Annotated in this window: 17 protein-coding genes; 16 read left to right on the forward strand and 1 reads right to left on the reverse strand. The window is 31.5% G+C overall.

Annotated elements, in window-relative coordinates; translation table 11 throughout:
* Positions 1-24: 24 nt before the first annotated feature.
* The 6 genes from HNR52_RS04300 to safA all read left to right on the forward strand — a co-directional run bounded on the left by HNR52_RS04300 (position 25) and on the right by safA (position 4,819).
* Positions 25-732, forward strand: coding sequence for a pseudouridine synthase (locus HNR52_RS04300; RefSeq protein WP_435619783.1), 708 nt, complete (start codon positions 25-27; stop codon positions 730-732).
* 13 nt (positions 733-745) lie between these two features.
* Positions 746-1,123 (forward strand): GNAT family N-acetyltransferase, encoded by a 378-nt coding sequence (locus HNR52_RS04305; RefSeq protein ID WP_435619784.1) that lies wholly within the window; start codon positions 746-748, stop codon positions 1,121-1,123.
* Positions 1,124-1,140: 17 nt separating this feature from the next.
* The gene (gene speE / locus HNR52_RS04310) at positions 1,141-1,974 is read left to right on the forward strand and encodes a polyamine aminopropyltransferase (protein WP_013788001.1); all 834 of its coding nucleotides are present in this window, start codon (positions 1,141-1,143) and stop codon (positions 1,972-1,974) included.
* A 3-nt stretch (positions 1,975-1,977) separates the two neighbouring features.
* A complete protein-coding gene (gene speB / locus HNR52_RS04315) occupies positions 1,978-2,844 on the forward strand; it encodes an agmatinase (protein WP_013788002.1) in 867 nt (288 codons plus the stop codon).
* Positions 2,845-2,947: 103 nt separating this feature from the next.
* Positions 2,948-4,342, forward strand: coding sequence for an oxaloacetate decarboxylase subunit alpha (locus HNR52_RS04320; protein WP_435619785.1), 1,395 nt, complete (start codon positions 2,948-2,950; stop codon positions 4,340-4,342).
* A gap of 114 nt (positions 4,343-4,456) precedes the next feature.
* Entirely contained in the window at positions 4,457-4,819 is a 363-nt protein-coding gene (safA, locus tag HNR52_RS04325; RefSeq protein ID WP_013788004.1) for a SafA/ExsA family spore coat assembly protein, read from the forward strand.
* 35 nt (positions 4,820-4,854) lie between these two features.
* On the opposite strand, the gene HNR52_RS04330 is transcribed toward safA, so the two are convergent.
* Positions 4,855-5,493: a hypothetical protein gene (locus tag HNR52_RS04330; protein WP_013788005.1), complete on the reverse strand. Its 639-nt coding sequence runs from the start codon at positions 5,491-5,493 to the stop codon at positions 4,855-4,857.
* 90 nt (positions 5,494-5,583) lie between these two features.
* Between HNR52_RS04330 and surE the strand changes: the two genes are divergently transcribed.
* The 10 genes from surE to HNR52_RS04380 all read left to right on the forward strand — a co-directional run.
* Positions 5,584-6,336 carry a 5'/3'-nucleotidase SurE gene (surE, locus tag HNR52_RS04335; protein WP_013788006.1) on the forward strand — a complete coding sequence of 251 codons (753 nt, stop codon included), beginning with the start codon at positions 5,584-5,586 and terminating at the stop codon, positions 6,334-6,336.
* Positions 6,337-6,469: 133 nt separating this feature from the next.
* Positions 6,470-7,333, forward strand: coding sequence for a MurR/RpiR family transcriptional regulator (locus HNR52_RS04340; protein WP_013788007.1), 864 nt, complete (start codon positions 6,470-6,472; stop codon positions 7,331-7,333).
* A gap of 49 nt (positions 7,334-7,382) precedes the next feature.
* Positions 7,383-8,000, forward strand: coding sequence for a histidine phosphatase family protein (locus tag HNR52_RS04345; protein ID WP_013788008.1), 618 nt, complete (start codon positions 7,383-7,385; stop codon positions 7,998-8,000).
* A gap of 3 nt (positions 8,001-8,003) precedes the next feature.
* Entirely contained in the window at positions 8,004-9,221 is a 1,218-nt protein-coding gene (locus HNR52_RS04350) for a BaiN/RdsA family NAD(P)/FAD-dependent oxidoreductase (protein ID WP_435619786.1), read from the forward strand.
* Positions 9,222-9,291: 70 nt separating this feature from the next.
* Positions 9,292-9,756 (forward strand): hypothetical protein, encoded by a 465-nt coding sequence (locus HNR52_RS04355; protein WP_013788010.1) that lies wholly within the window; start codon positions 9,292-9,294, stop codon positions 9,754-9,756.
* A 78-nt stretch (positions 9,757-9,834) separates the two neighbouring features.
* On the forward strand, positions 9,835-10,818 hold the full coding sequence (cmk, locus tag HNR52_RS04360) for a (d)CMP kinase (protein ID WP_268257781.1): 984 nt from the start codon (positions 9,835-9,837) through the stop codon (positions 10,816-10,818).
* Between the two features lie 12 nt (positions 10,819-10,830).
* The gene (locus HNR52_RS04365; protein ID WP_013788012.1) at positions 10,831-11,409 is read left to right on the forward strand and encodes a lysophospholipid acyltransferase family protein; all 579 of its coding nucleotides are present in this window, start codon (positions 10,831-10,833) and stop codon (positions 11,407-11,409) included.
* Between the two features lie 9 nt (positions 11,410-11,418).
* Positions 11,419-12,270, forward strand: coding sequence for a 4-hydroxy-3-methylbut-2-enyl diphosphate reductase (locus HNR52_RS04370; RefSeq protein WP_013788013.1), 852 nt, complete (start codon positions 11,419-11,421; stop codon positions 12,268-12,270).
* A 2-nt stretch (positions 12,271-12,272) separates the two neighbouring features.
* Positions 12,273-13,370 carry a 30S ribosomal protein S1 gene (locus tag HNR52_RS04375; protein ID WP_435619787.1) on the forward strand — a complete coding sequence of 366 codons (1,098 nt, stop codon included), beginning with the start codon at positions 12,273-12,275 and terminating at the stop codon, positions 13,368-13,370.
* Positions 13,371-13,512: 142 nt separating this feature from the next.
* A partial coding sequence (locus HNR52_RS04380) for an ISLre2 family transposase (protein ID WP_435619788.1) occupies positions 13,513-14,663 on the forward strand: 1,151 nt, incomplete at its 3' end.

The following is a 14,663-nucleotide window of genomic DNA, read 5'->3' on the forward strand; positions in this document are numbered from 1 at the left end:
TAATAAATGTGGGTGTGAAACGTTATGGAAAGATTGCAAAAATACTTGGCTGAGTGCGGAATTGCCTCCAGGAGAAAGTGTGAGCAGTTGATTTTAGATGGAAAAGTTAAAGTTAATGGTAAAACTATAAGGGAGCTTGGTGTCAAAGTTGACTCAAATAAGGACGTTGTTGAATACAACGGTAAAGTAGTCACAAAAGTAAATAAAAATATATACATCATGCTAAATAAACCTGTAGGATATATTACGACGGTTAAAGATCAATTTGACAGACCTTCAGTTATAGACTTAGTTAATATTGATGATAGGATATATCCAATTGGTCGATTGGATTATGACACTTCAGGACTGCTTTTGCTTACGAATGACGGTGATTTGGCAAATAAACTAATGCACCCGAGGCATAAAATTAATAAGGTATATATTGCGCAAATAAAAGGTGTGCCAGACAAAATGAAGTTGGATATGTTTAGAAACGGACTTTACATTTATAATTATAAAACTGCCAAAGCCGAGATAGATATATTAAAAGTCACAAATGGTAATTCTACCGTAAGAATAGTCATCCATGAGGGACGAAACAGGCAAATCAGAAAGATGTGTGAGCTAATTGGACATCCTGTCTTAAAGTTAAAAAGAGTAAAAATAGGCAATTTAGATATTGGAAATTTAAAAACTGGACAATGGCGTTATCTATCTAAAGATGAAGTAGAATATTTAAAAAAATTATAGGAAGAGATGGTTTATGTTTAAAATTAAGTTTGCATCAGAAGAAGATTTAAAATATATAAAAGAAATTGCTGATTATTTTAAATTGTCTTTTTCAGTAGATCTAAGCAAATGTATTAATATGATAGCAACAGATGAAAAGCCTTTTGGCTTTATAACAATAAAAGTGTATGATGATATGGCTTATATAATAGGACACGCTGTTTTACCTGAATATCAGATGAAAGGCTATGGAACAATGCTTTTAAAAGTTGCTTTAAACAATGTATATGATTTTGGAATCAAAAAAGCGTGCATAAAACATTCTAAATTTGATGATTTTTATATTAAAAATCATTTTGAAAGATTAGAAGACATTCTATATGTCGATATAGAAGAATTATTTAAAAAATGATTTAGGAGGAATGAAAAATGGAACTATGGTTTACTGAACATCACAACGATTCTATAGGTTATTCATTAAAAGTAAATAGAACATTGAATTCTGAAAATACCCAATATCAAAAGTTAGACGTAATAGAGTCTGAATTTTATGGTAGAGTATTGATTCTTGATGGAATTTTGCAAACGACAGAGAAAGATGAGTTTGTATATCACGAGATGATAGTGCATGTTCCGCTTTTTACTCACAAAAATCCTAAAAGCGTTTTAATAGTAGGTGGTGGCGATGGTGGTGCCGTAAAAGAAATTTTAAAGCACGATTCAGTGGAAAGAGTTGTTCTTGCAGAGATTGATGATCGTGTTGTGGAAAATTCGAAAAAATATCTACCTACAATTAGCTGTGGATTATATGATGAAAAAGTAGAGATTATGATTGGCGATGGAATAAATTATGTGAGTGAGCACAAGAATGAATTTGATGTTGTAATTGTAGATTCGACAGATCCTATAGGCCCTGCGGTAGGGTTATTCACAGAGGATTTTTATAGATCTGTGTATGAGTGCTTAAAGGAAGACGGAATTATAGTAGCACAGACAGAGTCACCTTTTATTTATGGTAGCTTAATAAATAAATTAAGTAAGATGTTTAAAAATATTTACCCAATAGTAAAGCCATATATATGTACTATACCGACATATCCGGGGCATTTGTGGACTTTTACAATGGGTTCTAAGAAGTATGATCCTGAAGCTGTAGATGTGAATAATATTCCTAATATTGACACAAAATATTATACGCCACAGTTACATAAGGCCAGCTTCGTATTGCCGAAATTTGTAAAAGAAATTTTTGAGGAGGCATAGTTTTTGATAATAAAAGACAATTTATCAAACGGTGGAAAATTTTTAGGAAGCAACGATGATTATTATAAATCTGAAATTGTGATTGTAGGTGCTCCTATGGATTACACTGTAAGCTTTAAACCTGGTACACGCTTTGGACCACAGGCAATAAGGATGGCGTCTTTAGGATTAGAAGAGTACAGTGTATATTTGGATAGAAGTTTAAAAGACAAAAAGTATTATGATTATGGTGATTTGATATTACCTTATGGAAATGTAGAAAAATGTTTAAATATAATTGGTGATGCTGCTAAAGATATTATAGATGCTGGGAAAAAGCCGATATTTTTGGGTGGTGAGCATTTAATAAGTGCTCCAATCTTAGAAAAAGTTTTTAAAAAGTACGGAAATGAGTTAGTTGTGCTTCACTTTGACGCACATACAGATTTGAGAACTGAATTTTTTGGAGAAAGAGATTCCCATGCCACAGTTTTAAGAATAGCCTCTGAATTTGTAAACAAAAAAAATATGTATCATTTTGGTATACGCTCAGGTGTTAAAGAGGAATTTGTATTCGCGTTCAAAAATACCAATATGTTCTTATATGATGTTGTTGAACCTTTGAAATCAATACTTGATAATATAAAATCAAAGCCTATATATATCACATGGGACATAGATGTTTTAGATCCCGCTTTTGCACCTGGTACCGGTACTCCTGAACCCGGCGGTATAACCTCAAAAGAAGCGCTAAGTGCAATACACATGTTGAAAGATCTAAATGTTGTAGGTATGGATCTGGTTGAGGTATCGCCTGATTACGATCATTCAGGTATAACATCGATTTTAGCTGCAAAATTGATCAGAGAGTCTATTCTATCATTCTTATGATAAGTTTCTTTTAAAATAAGACCAGTTTTTAATAGTTGGTCTTATTTTTTTATAGAAATATTAACTTAACAAGAGTATAATATTGAGTAAAGGAGGAGTTTTAATGTCTAAGATAAAAATAACGGAGACTGTTTTAAGAGATGCACATCAATCATTGCTGGCAACTAGGATGACAACTGATGAAATGCTTCCTATAGCAGAGAAATTAGATGAAGTTGGCTTTTTCTCGTTGGAAGCATGGGGCGGTGCTACATTTGATGCATGTATGAGATTCTTGAACGAAGACCCATGGGAAAGATTAAGACTTTTAAAGAAGGCGATTAAGAAGACGCCTCTTCAAATGTTGTTAAGAGGTCAAAATTTACTTGGATATAAACACTATCCTGATGATGTTGTAAATGAATTTATAATAAAATCTGTTGAAAATGGTATAGATATAATAAGAGTTTTTGATGCATTAAATGATGTGAGAAATTTAGAAGTGCCAATAAAATCTGCAAAAAGCGCAGGTGCTCATGTGCAGGCAGCTATTGTATATACAGTTAGTCCTGTACATAATACAGATCATTACTTGAAAGTGGCAAAGTCTCTTCAAGATATGGGTGTGGATTCTATATGTATTAAGGATATGTCTGGAATATTATCACCTTATGCTGCATACGATCTGATTAAATCTCTAAAAAGAGCACTTTACACGCCGATTCAACTGCATAGCCATTATACAGCAGGACTGGCTTCAATGACTTATTTAAAAGCCATAGAAGCTGGTGTAGACGGAGTTGATACAGCCATTTCTTCTCTTGCTTTAGGAACATCACAGCCAGCTACAGAATCAATTGTGGCTGCATTGAAAGATACAGAATATGATACAGGGTTAGATTTAAAATTGCTTGCTGAGATAGCTCAGTATTTTAATGTGGTTAAGCAAAATCACAAAAATGACAGCGATATGTCTTTGCTTATGTCTGTTGATGTTAAAGCATTAGAGAGTCAAATACCAGGGGGAATGTTATCGAATTTGGTTTCACAGCTAAAGCAGCAGAACGCATTAAACAAATATCAGGATGTCTTGAAAGAAGTTCCAAGGGTACGAGAAGATTTAGGATACCCTCCTCTTGTTACTCCAATGAGTCAAATGGTTGGAACTCAGGCTGTTTTAAATGTTATTACAGGAGAAAGATATAAAATAGTTCCTAAAGAAATTAAAGATTATGTCAAAGGTTTATACGGGATGCCACCAGCTCCAATTTCAGATTCTATACGAGAGAAAATAATTGGCGATGAAGAAATAATCTCAAATAGGCCAGCAGATTTACTAAGTCCTCAATTGGATGAATTTAAAAATGAGATAAAGGAATTTATAGAGCAAGATGAAGATGTTTTATCATATGCATTATTTCCTCAAGTAGCAAGAAGGTTTTTTGAGTATAGGCAAGCTAAAAAATACAAAATTGATTCAACATTATTGAATATCGAAGAGAGGGTTCACCCAATATAAACAAAAAAACTATAGGTATAAAGCCTATGGTTTTTTTTATCTTAAAAATAGTTGTGTAACACAATTTTAAAATAAACATAACATGTAATAGAAAAATGAAAGGGGGTTTTAACAATGTCTGATCCACAATATTACCCTGGACATTGTAGAACGACATATACAGTAAGGCCTGGAGATTCAATGTGGACCATAGCGAATATGTTTGGCATACCATTAGACTGTTTAATAAGAGCTAATCCACAGATACCGAATCCAAATTTAATATATCCGGGACAACAAATTTGTATACCAGCATATTGCCCGCCAGAGAGACATTGCAGAGAAATGTATATAGTAAGGCCTGGAGATTCAATGTGGACTATAGCTAATATGTATGGCATACCATTAGACTGCTTAATAAGAGCTAATCCACAGATACCAAATCCAAACTTAATATATCCAGGTCAACAAATTTGTATACCACATCACTGCTGGTAAAATATAAAAATGTTGAGGTACCAAAGTATGGTATCTCAACATTTTACATGTACATAAATAACGTTTAAAAAATTGCTTTTAAATTTGATTATCTTTACTGGACCATTATCAATTTTTTCACCACATTTAAGGCAAAAAATATTTTTATTTTTAGTTATTTCTGAGTATGATTCGTCAAACCGTAATGATCCATACTTTATAAAGCTTTTCCAGCCAGTTTTACACAATTTACGCCTATTATCATAGTCAGCATAAACCCACTTTAATAATCTGTGAAAATGAAAAGGATATTTTGTATAACTGAGAAATCTCTTTGAAAGACCAAGAGATAATGCATAGTTTTCAAAAGTATTCTCTATTCGATCCTGAAGTGGATTCAATATTTTTGTGCTTTTGTAATTATAACCATTAGTTTTTAGATATTCTCTCAAATAGTCAAACATATAACCTCTGCAGACATGTATTTCCTCATTTTTGTCTACTTTCATTTGGTCTAAAAAACCGATTGAAATTTCAGCGGCTTTATGCAAATACAATTTTTTGCTAAAGTTATCCTCCGTATAGTATGTAAGAGGTATTATATCATAATGGTATTCATTAGTTTCGACTCTCATAACACCAATACATGTCCCACCGATTAAGCTTCCACTTCCAGCGTCATCAATCTGTATCACATTATCACTCCTTGCTTATATATTAATTTTATATTAAAATCATATTAATTATTCAGTACATGAATGTAATAATATAGTAGGAGGATGCGTATGAATGTTTTGCTGACAAACGATGATGGCGTCTTTTCTGATGGCATAAACCAATTGGCTGGTTTTTTAAAAGATTATTATAATGTTGTTGTCGTTGCACCTGATAGAGAAAGAAGTGCTGTGGGACATGCCATAACAATGCATAAGCCTTTGAGGATTAAGAAAATCAAAGATGATGATAATATTAAAATTTTTTATGCAAATGGAACTCCGTCAGACTGTGTGAAACTGGGAATAGATGTAGTTATGGATAAAAAGCCAGATATCATAATTTCTGGTATTAATAATGGCTTCAATTTAGGTACAGATGTCTTATATTCTGGGACAGTTTCGGCTGCAATGGAAGGAGCTATTAATGGTTATCCTTCGATTGCATTATCGCTGGAAGCTGAGGCTAAATTATCAAATAAAGCTATGCTTTATATCAAAAAACTTATAGATAATGTTGTACAAAATGGTCTGCCAAAAAATTGTTTATTAAATGTAAACATACCGAATGTAGGTAGTGGGTTTAAGGGTATAAAAATTACAAAATTAGGCCATAGAAATTATACTGAGAATTTTACAAAAAGAATCGATCCACGAGGTATGGATTATTATTGGCTGGCAGGAAAAGTTTTAGAAAATGCCAATGACGAAGATAGTGATATAATCGCTGTTAAAAACGGTTTTATCTCTATAACTCCAATACAACTCGACTTAACTATGTATAGCTTCATTGGTAATTTAAAAAAGTGGGATATGTCTATCTGAATTTTTGAAGCAAGAAATTTATTATTAAATTTATTGGCATTTTTTATTCATCGATTGCAGGATTTTTTGCTTACGTATAGAATATTTTATATGTGGTACTAATTTAAAATCAAACATAGAAAGGGTATAAACTATGGATAAAAATGCTGATATAATTAAAAGGATTCAAGATAATTATGCACAGTTAAGCAAAAGCCAAAAAATTATAGCAGAATATATAATAAACCACTATGATAAAGCTGCCTTTATGACTGCAGCAAAACTGGGCAATAGCATAAATATAAGTGAATCTACGGTAGTTAGATTTGCAAATACTTTAGGTTATGATGGCTATCCTGAGCTTCAAAGCGCTTTACAAGAATTGATAAAAAACAAACTTACTACTGTTCAAAGGCTTGAAATGACAGATGAAACAGATGAAGTTTCTATTTTGAACAATGTGCTAAAATCTGATATAGAAAATATCAAAGCCACAAAAGAAGAAATAGATAAAAATTCATTCAAAGAAGTGGTTGATAATATTTTCAAGGCAAAAAGAATATACATAATCGGTTTTAGAAGTTCTACTGCCATAGCCGAGTATTTAGGTTTTTATCTAAATTTGATACTTGAGAATGTAATATTAGTAAAACCCGGCATATCTGATGTTTTTGAACAAATGCTTAGAGTAAATTCAGAGGACTTAGTAATTGGTATAGGATTTCCAAGGTATTCAAAAAGGACATTGGAAGTTATGAAATATGCTAAATCTCAAAATGCAAAAATAGTTGCCATTACAGACAGTCTTATATCACCGCTTACTGAAATTGCCGATGAAATACTTTTGGCCAAGAGTAATATGGCATCATTTGTTGATTCATTAGTTGCTCCATTGAGTCTTATAAATGCACTGATCGTTTCTGTCGGTATTAGAGAGAAAGATAAGATAACAGATACATTTGAAAAATTAGAAAATATTTGGAATGAATACGGAATATATTTGTCGAAGAATATTTAATTCTATAAGAGTCTAATAAGGCCTTAATTGATTTGCAGGAGGTTTATTGATGTCTACTAGATTGTTTATCGTACGGCATGGTGAAACGTTATGGAATAGGCAAAAAAAAATTCAAGGTGCAAGTGATACTCAACTTTCTGATGAAGGAATGAAGCAAGCTTACTTGTTGTCTCAAAGATTAAAAAATGAAATAATAGATGTGATTTTTTCCAGTGATTTAGACAGAGCATATAAAACAGCAACTTTTATTGCAAAAAACTTTAACTTAGATGTTATAAAATTGCCAGAGCTTAGAGAGATATCGTTCGGTGTTTGGGAAGGGCTTACGGTAGATGAGATAGAAAAATCATATAAGGAATTGTATCATACGTGGAAAACTAATCCGCCAGAAGCTACAATTGAAGGCGCTGAGACGTTAAAAGCTGTGCAAGATAGGATATTGAATGCCACGAATAAAATCATAGAACAATATAAAAATAAAAATATACTAATCGTGTCACATGGAACAACAATCAAAGCTTTAATTTTAGGTATGCTAAATTTGGATTTAAGTTTTTATCCTAAAATAAGACAAGACAATACAGCATTAAATATAATAGATGTAAAAGATGATGGAAATTGCGTTTTAGTTCTGCTGAACGATACATGTCATTTAAGGGAGCGATAATAATTGAAAAAAGTCTTTGTAATTGGCTGTGGCCCTTCAGGAATGATGGCTGCCATAATGAGTTCTCTAAAAGGCAATGAAGTTGTAATTTTTGAAAAAAATGATAGACCAGGGAAGAAACTCATGATAACAGGAAAAGGCAGATGTAATATAACAAATTCAGCTTCAATAAAAGAAATTATTGAAAATACGCCAACAAATGGCAAATTCCTTTATAGTGCTTTAAATAGCTTTTCTAATGCTGATTTAATTGATTTTTTTAACAAGAATGGTTTAATGACTAAAGTTGAAAGAGGAGGAAGAGTATTTCCCGTTTCAGATAAAGCAATTGATGTACTGGATGTCCTTTTAAGACTCATTAAAGAAAATCATATTGAAATTAGATTCAATAGCAAAGTTACTGATATACTGATTGATGGTAAATGCGTCAAAGGAATAATTGTTAATGGCAAAAAAGAATTTTGTGACAGTTTAATACTGGCATCTGGTGGAAAATCTTATCCTTCTACAGGCTCAACTGGAGATGGGTATGATATGGCAAAAAAATTGGGCCACAAAATAGTAGAACCACATCCAGCATTAGTCCCTCTTATAACCATTGAAGATGTCAGTGAAATGATGGGATTAACACTTAAAAATATTAATGCCAAATTGTGTATAAATGGAAAATTAGTTAGAGAAGAATTTGGCGAAATGCTGTTTACACATTTTGGATTATCAGGTCCTGTAATATTGACACTAAGCAGCTTTTTTAAAACTGTTGAAGATGGAGATGTTGTAATAAAAATTGATTTAAAGCCAGCTTTAAATCATGAGAAGCTGGATGAAAGGCTTCAAAGAGATTTTAAAAAATATTCTAAAAAAGAGTTGAAGAATTCTTTGAATGATTTGCTTCCACGTTCATTGATACCTTATGTGATAAGGGTAAGCTCTTTAAATCCTGATAAAAGAGTTTCAGAATTATCAAAAGCGGAACGAGGTGCTTTAGTGAATGTTATAAAGGATCTCGTGTTTCGCATAAAATCTAAGCGATCTATAAATGAGGCCATAATCACTTCTGGAGGAGTAAGCACTAAAGAAATAAATCCTAAGACAATGGAATCAAGGCTTATTAAAGGACTTTTTTTTGCCGGTGAAATAATTGATGTAGATGCATTGACTGGCGGTTTCAACCTTCAAATTTCTTTTTCTACTGGTTATTTAGCAGGAATAAATTCCTGAAAATAAACCTTCTTTGCATTTTTTTATATATTTTGCATAAAATATATAAGAATGCATAAGGAGGATTATTATGGGAAAAAGAGTTAAAAAGTCAGCGCACGTATATTATTTGAGCTTTGACAATATGATAGCCTTTTTTGTCATATTGGGATTTTTAACTATGGTAGTGACTCAAGTATTAATGTTAAATGATAACATTAGGGTTTTTTTAAATTCTACCGAAAAAATAGAAGGTATAAACATAAACACATATCTATCAAATGATGGAACTTTGGAATTGGAATTAATTAATTTGGATAAGGCACCAAAGGCTTTTATATTGATAAATGGAGATCCAAAGTACAGCTTTAAGGAGAAAAAATTAAAAATCAACATAAAACAAGGCGATCTCATTGAAATGGATGGAACAAACTACAATCAAACATTATATGTTAAAGTAATTGATTCAAGCGACAATGTAATAGAGCCACAGAAGACAGCAGTCATAAAAGTCAACGGTGATATAGAAGTCATTGGCAAAGTGAGATTGAGATGATATTGTTATAACACGATTTTTACTATATAATTTATAAAGAGAGAAAAACGGAAAGGAGATTGATGTCTTATAAAAGCCATTAGAGGAGCAATAACAACTGAAAATACTAAAGAAGCAATTTTTCATGACACAATTTCTTTAATTGATGAAATTTTTCGCATCAATAAAATAAAAAGCAGCGATGTTATATCTATATTTTTTACTGCGACAAAGGACATTGATGCAGCTTACCCCGCAGAAGCATTAAGACATAATGGAATTTCGAATATTCCAATGATGTGTTTTCAAGAAATGAACGTAAAGAAAAGTCTTGAGAAATGTATCAGAGTCGTAGTGTTTATTAATTGTGAAGATGATAAAGAAGTTAAGCACATATACATGAAAAATGCTAAATTATTGCGATTGGACTTATTAAATATTAAGGTTGCAATTGATGGCCCGGCTGGTGCAGGAAAAAGTACAGTTGCTAAGGAATTGGCAAAAAAACTAAACTTTACTTACATAGATACAGGGGCTATGTATAGAGCTTTGACGTATAAAGTGGCAATTGAAAATATCAACCTAGAAGATAAAAATAAAATAGTAGAATTGGCTTCCAAGATTGATATTGACTTGAAAAACGATAAGGTACTGTTAGACGGTATGGATGTTACAAGCGAGATTAGGACACCATCCATTTCTGAAAAAGTATCATATATTTCAATGATACCAGAGGTAAGAGAAATAATGGTAAAGTTGCAAAAAAGGCTATCAGATAAGGGTAGTGTCGTAATGGACGGTAGAGATATAGCGACAGTTGTGATGCCAGATGCACAATTTAAATTCTTTTTGACTGCCAGTCCTGAAATTAGGGCAATGCGTAGATACAATGAACTGACAAGTAAGAAAATACCTGTTAAGTATGATGATATATTAAATGATATAAAAAAAAGAGATAAGAATGATACTGAAAGAGATGTTGCACCATTAAAAAAGGCTGATGATTCTATTGTTATTGACACTACAAACATGAGTATTGATGAAGTAGTAAGCAAAATGTACAATATTATAGCTAATGGGTAAAGGGGGTATCTCATGTTTTATTATATAGCCAAATACATCGTTCTTTTTATTATAAATATAATTTTTAGAATAGAAGTAGATGGCTACGAAAATATTCCTGCCTATGGTCCTGTAATTATTTGTCCTAATCATATTAGCTTTTTAGATCCACCTATTGTTGGTGCCGTTTTTACCAGAAGAATTTTTTTTATGGCAAAAGCCGAGCTTTTTAAAAATCCTTTATTTAGATTTATTTTAAATAAAGGTTTAGGTGCTTTTCCAGTGAAAAGAGGCACATCAGATTTAACCGCTATAAAAATTGCTCTAAATCATTTAAAAAAAGGACATGCTATTGGGATATTCCCAGAAGGAACCAGGAGCAAAACTGGCCAATTGCAAAAGGCTGAGCCTGGTGTATCGCTCCTGTCAGTAAAAGGAAAGGCACCTGTATTGCCGATCGGAATAAAGTCAACTTATAAACTTTTTTCAAAAGTAACAATAAAGATCGGTAAACCTATTTATTTTGAAGAATATCAAAATGTACATTTAACATCGCAAGATATGGCAAACATAGGTGAGAAGATTATGCTGGAAATTTCAAAGTTAATTTAGGAGGAAACAATGAAAATATTGATAGCTGACAATGCAGGATTTTGTTTTGGGGTAAAAAGGGCAGTCAGAATGGCCTATGATCAAGTGAATAATAGTGATGATTCTAAGACCTATGCATATGGAGAGCTTATTCATAATCCGCAAGTTGTAAAAGACCTTGAAGACAAAGGAATTAAGACTATAGAACACATCGATGAATTAGATGAAAATAGCAAGATACTTATTAGGACGCATGGTATACCGAAAAAAATTTATGAGGAATTAAAAAATAAAAAAGTAGAAATAATCGATATGACTTGTCCTTTTGTAAAAAGAGTCCAAAAAATAGTCAATGGATACTATAAGAAAGGATATTCTATTGTTATAATAGGGGATAGAAATCATCCGGAAGTTATAGGTGTAAATGGATGGTGTAATAATTCAGCTTATGTTATCCAATCAACTGATGATGTAAATTCATTGCCTTTTTTAGATAAAACCTGTGTTGTTGCGCAGACAACTATAACGCAAAAAATGTGGGAAGATATCTTGGATTTGTTGCATCTTAAAGTCAAAGAATTAATATCATATAATACAATATGCGACGCTACTAATAAAAGGCAATCATCTGCTGAAAAAATATCTAAAGAAGTAGATATGATGATCGTCATAGGTGGAAAGAATAGCTCTAATACGCAAAAATTAAAAAAAATATGTGAAAAGAATTGTGATAAAACTATACAAGTTGAGAGTGCTGATGAAATTGATTTGATTACTCTAAAAGACGTTGAAACAGTCGGCATTACTGCTGGTGCATCTACTCCAGATTATTTAATACAGGAAGTCATTGATAAGATTACAAGTGGAAGAAAGGAAGAATAAAAATGGATGATTTTATGAATGAATACACTTTTAATGAGATCCATTCCGGTGATATAGTAAAAGGTAAAATCATTAAAATACTTAACGATGGAATTATAGCAGATATCGGATATAAATCTGATGCATTTGTACCTAAATCGCAATTATCACTTAATCCTAATATAAGAATAAGTGATGATTTTAATGTAGGAGATGAAATCGATCTATATATAATAAAAAGAGAAGATGAAAATGGTGATGTTTTAGCTTCAAAAGTAAAAGCAGATACCGAATTAGCTGAAGAAAGATTAAATACATCATTTAAAAATGGAGATATATTAAATGGAAAAATAATTGAAGTAGTAAAAGGCGGTGTTGTTGCCGAAGTATTAGGAGTTAAAGCATTTATACCAGCATCACAACTTGATATGCATTATGTGGATGATTTAAACTCATATTTAGGAGAAAAAATTGAAGTAAAAATTATTGATTATATTCCAAGCAAAAAATTAGTTGCATCAAGGAGAATCGTTTTAGAAGAAGAAAAAAACAAAAAGAAAGAAACATTGCTAAAAAACATACGGGAAGGCCAAGTTATAAAAGGTGTAGTAAAATCAATTACAAAATTTGGTGTCTTTGTTGATTTAGGTGGTATTGATGGTTTGATTCCATTAAGAGAGATTTCTTGGAGTAAAAATGTGAATATAAATGATGTATTGCATATTGGCGATAGAGTAGATGTTTATGTTGATAAAATAGATCAAGAAAAAATAACACTAAGTTTGAAAAAGCTTTTTCCAGATCCGTGGGTGAATATTAATGAGAAGTTTAAAGTTGGAGATATTATATTGGGTATTATAACAAATGTGACTACATTTGGTGCTTTTGTAGAGATTTCCGAAGGGTTAGAGGGATTAGCGCACAAAAATGATTTAATAAAAAATGTCAAAGAGTATAAAATAGGGGACGAAATTACAGTCGAAATAATTAGCTTTGACTCAGAGAAGGAAAAGTTAAGCTTGAAGGAAGTTGAAAAAAACAGTGAATCTTATGACTTAGAAAGAGAAGAATTAAATGTAACAATAAAAGACAGAATACAAAACATAAATAATTATTCATAGGTGTTATGTACTTAGTGTATAATTTTAGTAGGCGGTAAAAAATAGAAAAAGGAAGGCATCCAAAAGATACCTTCCACTTACATGAATCATCCGCTATAATGTTTAAATAGAAAAAACAAAAAAGCGTTATAGAGGTGATTACATGTTCAAATTAAGTTTAAACGAAAATGAAATAAATTTCAAGGATTTAGAAGTAAAAATTTACAAATTAGTCTGCGAAGAAGCTTGCAAAATAATGGCTCAAATCCTTATGGAAATAGATGATATGTTACTAGAAAAAAGGGACAAAAAAGAATATAGGTGTAAAGGTAAAAAGCATACAAACATAAAGACAATTATGGGCACTGTTGAATTTGATAAAAGAATTTATGAACATATAAATAGTGAAGGAAAAAAAGAATATGTTTATCTTTTAGATGAGTATTTAAAAATGGATACAATAGGGCATATATCAACAAATCTTATTGAAAAAGTTGTAGAAAATGTAACAGAAATGTCATATAGAGAAGCAGCGAAAAATATAGAATCATTAACGAATCAAAGCATAAGCCATGCAACTGCATGGAATATAATACAAAAGATTGGAGAGAAAATAGCGGAATTAGAAAAACAAGATATAAAACTATTCAAAGAAAACAAATTAAGAGGAGAAAAAGAAACAAAAATATTATTTCAAGAAATGGATGGATTATGGTTATCAATGCAAGGCAAAGACAGACCAAAAGGCAAAAAAAGCAGAGGGAAGAAAGAAATAAAATTAGCAGTAGCATACGACGGATGGGTAAAAAGGAGCCCAGGAAGTAATGAATATATAACACATAATAAAATAGCATGTGCAGGATTTGCAAGCAGCAAAGAATTTAAAGAATTAGTAGATGCAACGATAGCAAAAGAATACAACATAGACGAAATAGAAATAAAGATAATAAATGGGGATGGAGCAAGTTGGATTAAAGAAAGCTTGGGAGAAGAAGGAGTATATTTTCAATTAGATCCATTTCATAAAAGCCAAGCAGTAATAAGGAATGTAGAGAACAAAAAAGATGTCCGCAAATTAATAAAAATGCTAGATGAAGGGAAAACAGAAGAAAGCCTAGAATACATAGCAAAATTAATGATAGAGCAAAAAGATGATGAAAAGCAAATGAAGAAATTAGAAAAACTATATAACTATTTAGTAGCCAATAAAGAAGGGATAAAACCATATCAAAAGAGAGAAGAAATAAAAATACCAGAAGCCCCAGAAGGAATAGAATACAAACATTTAGGAACAATGGAAAACAATATATTTGA

It is taken from the genome of Thermoanaerobacterium thermosulfurigenes, from assembly GCF_051201035.1.
Taxonomy (GTDB): domain Bacteria; phylum Bacillota; class Thermoanaerobacteria; order Thermoanaerobacterales; family Thermoanaerobacteraceae; genus Thermoanaerobacterium; species Thermoanaerobacterium thermosulfurigenes.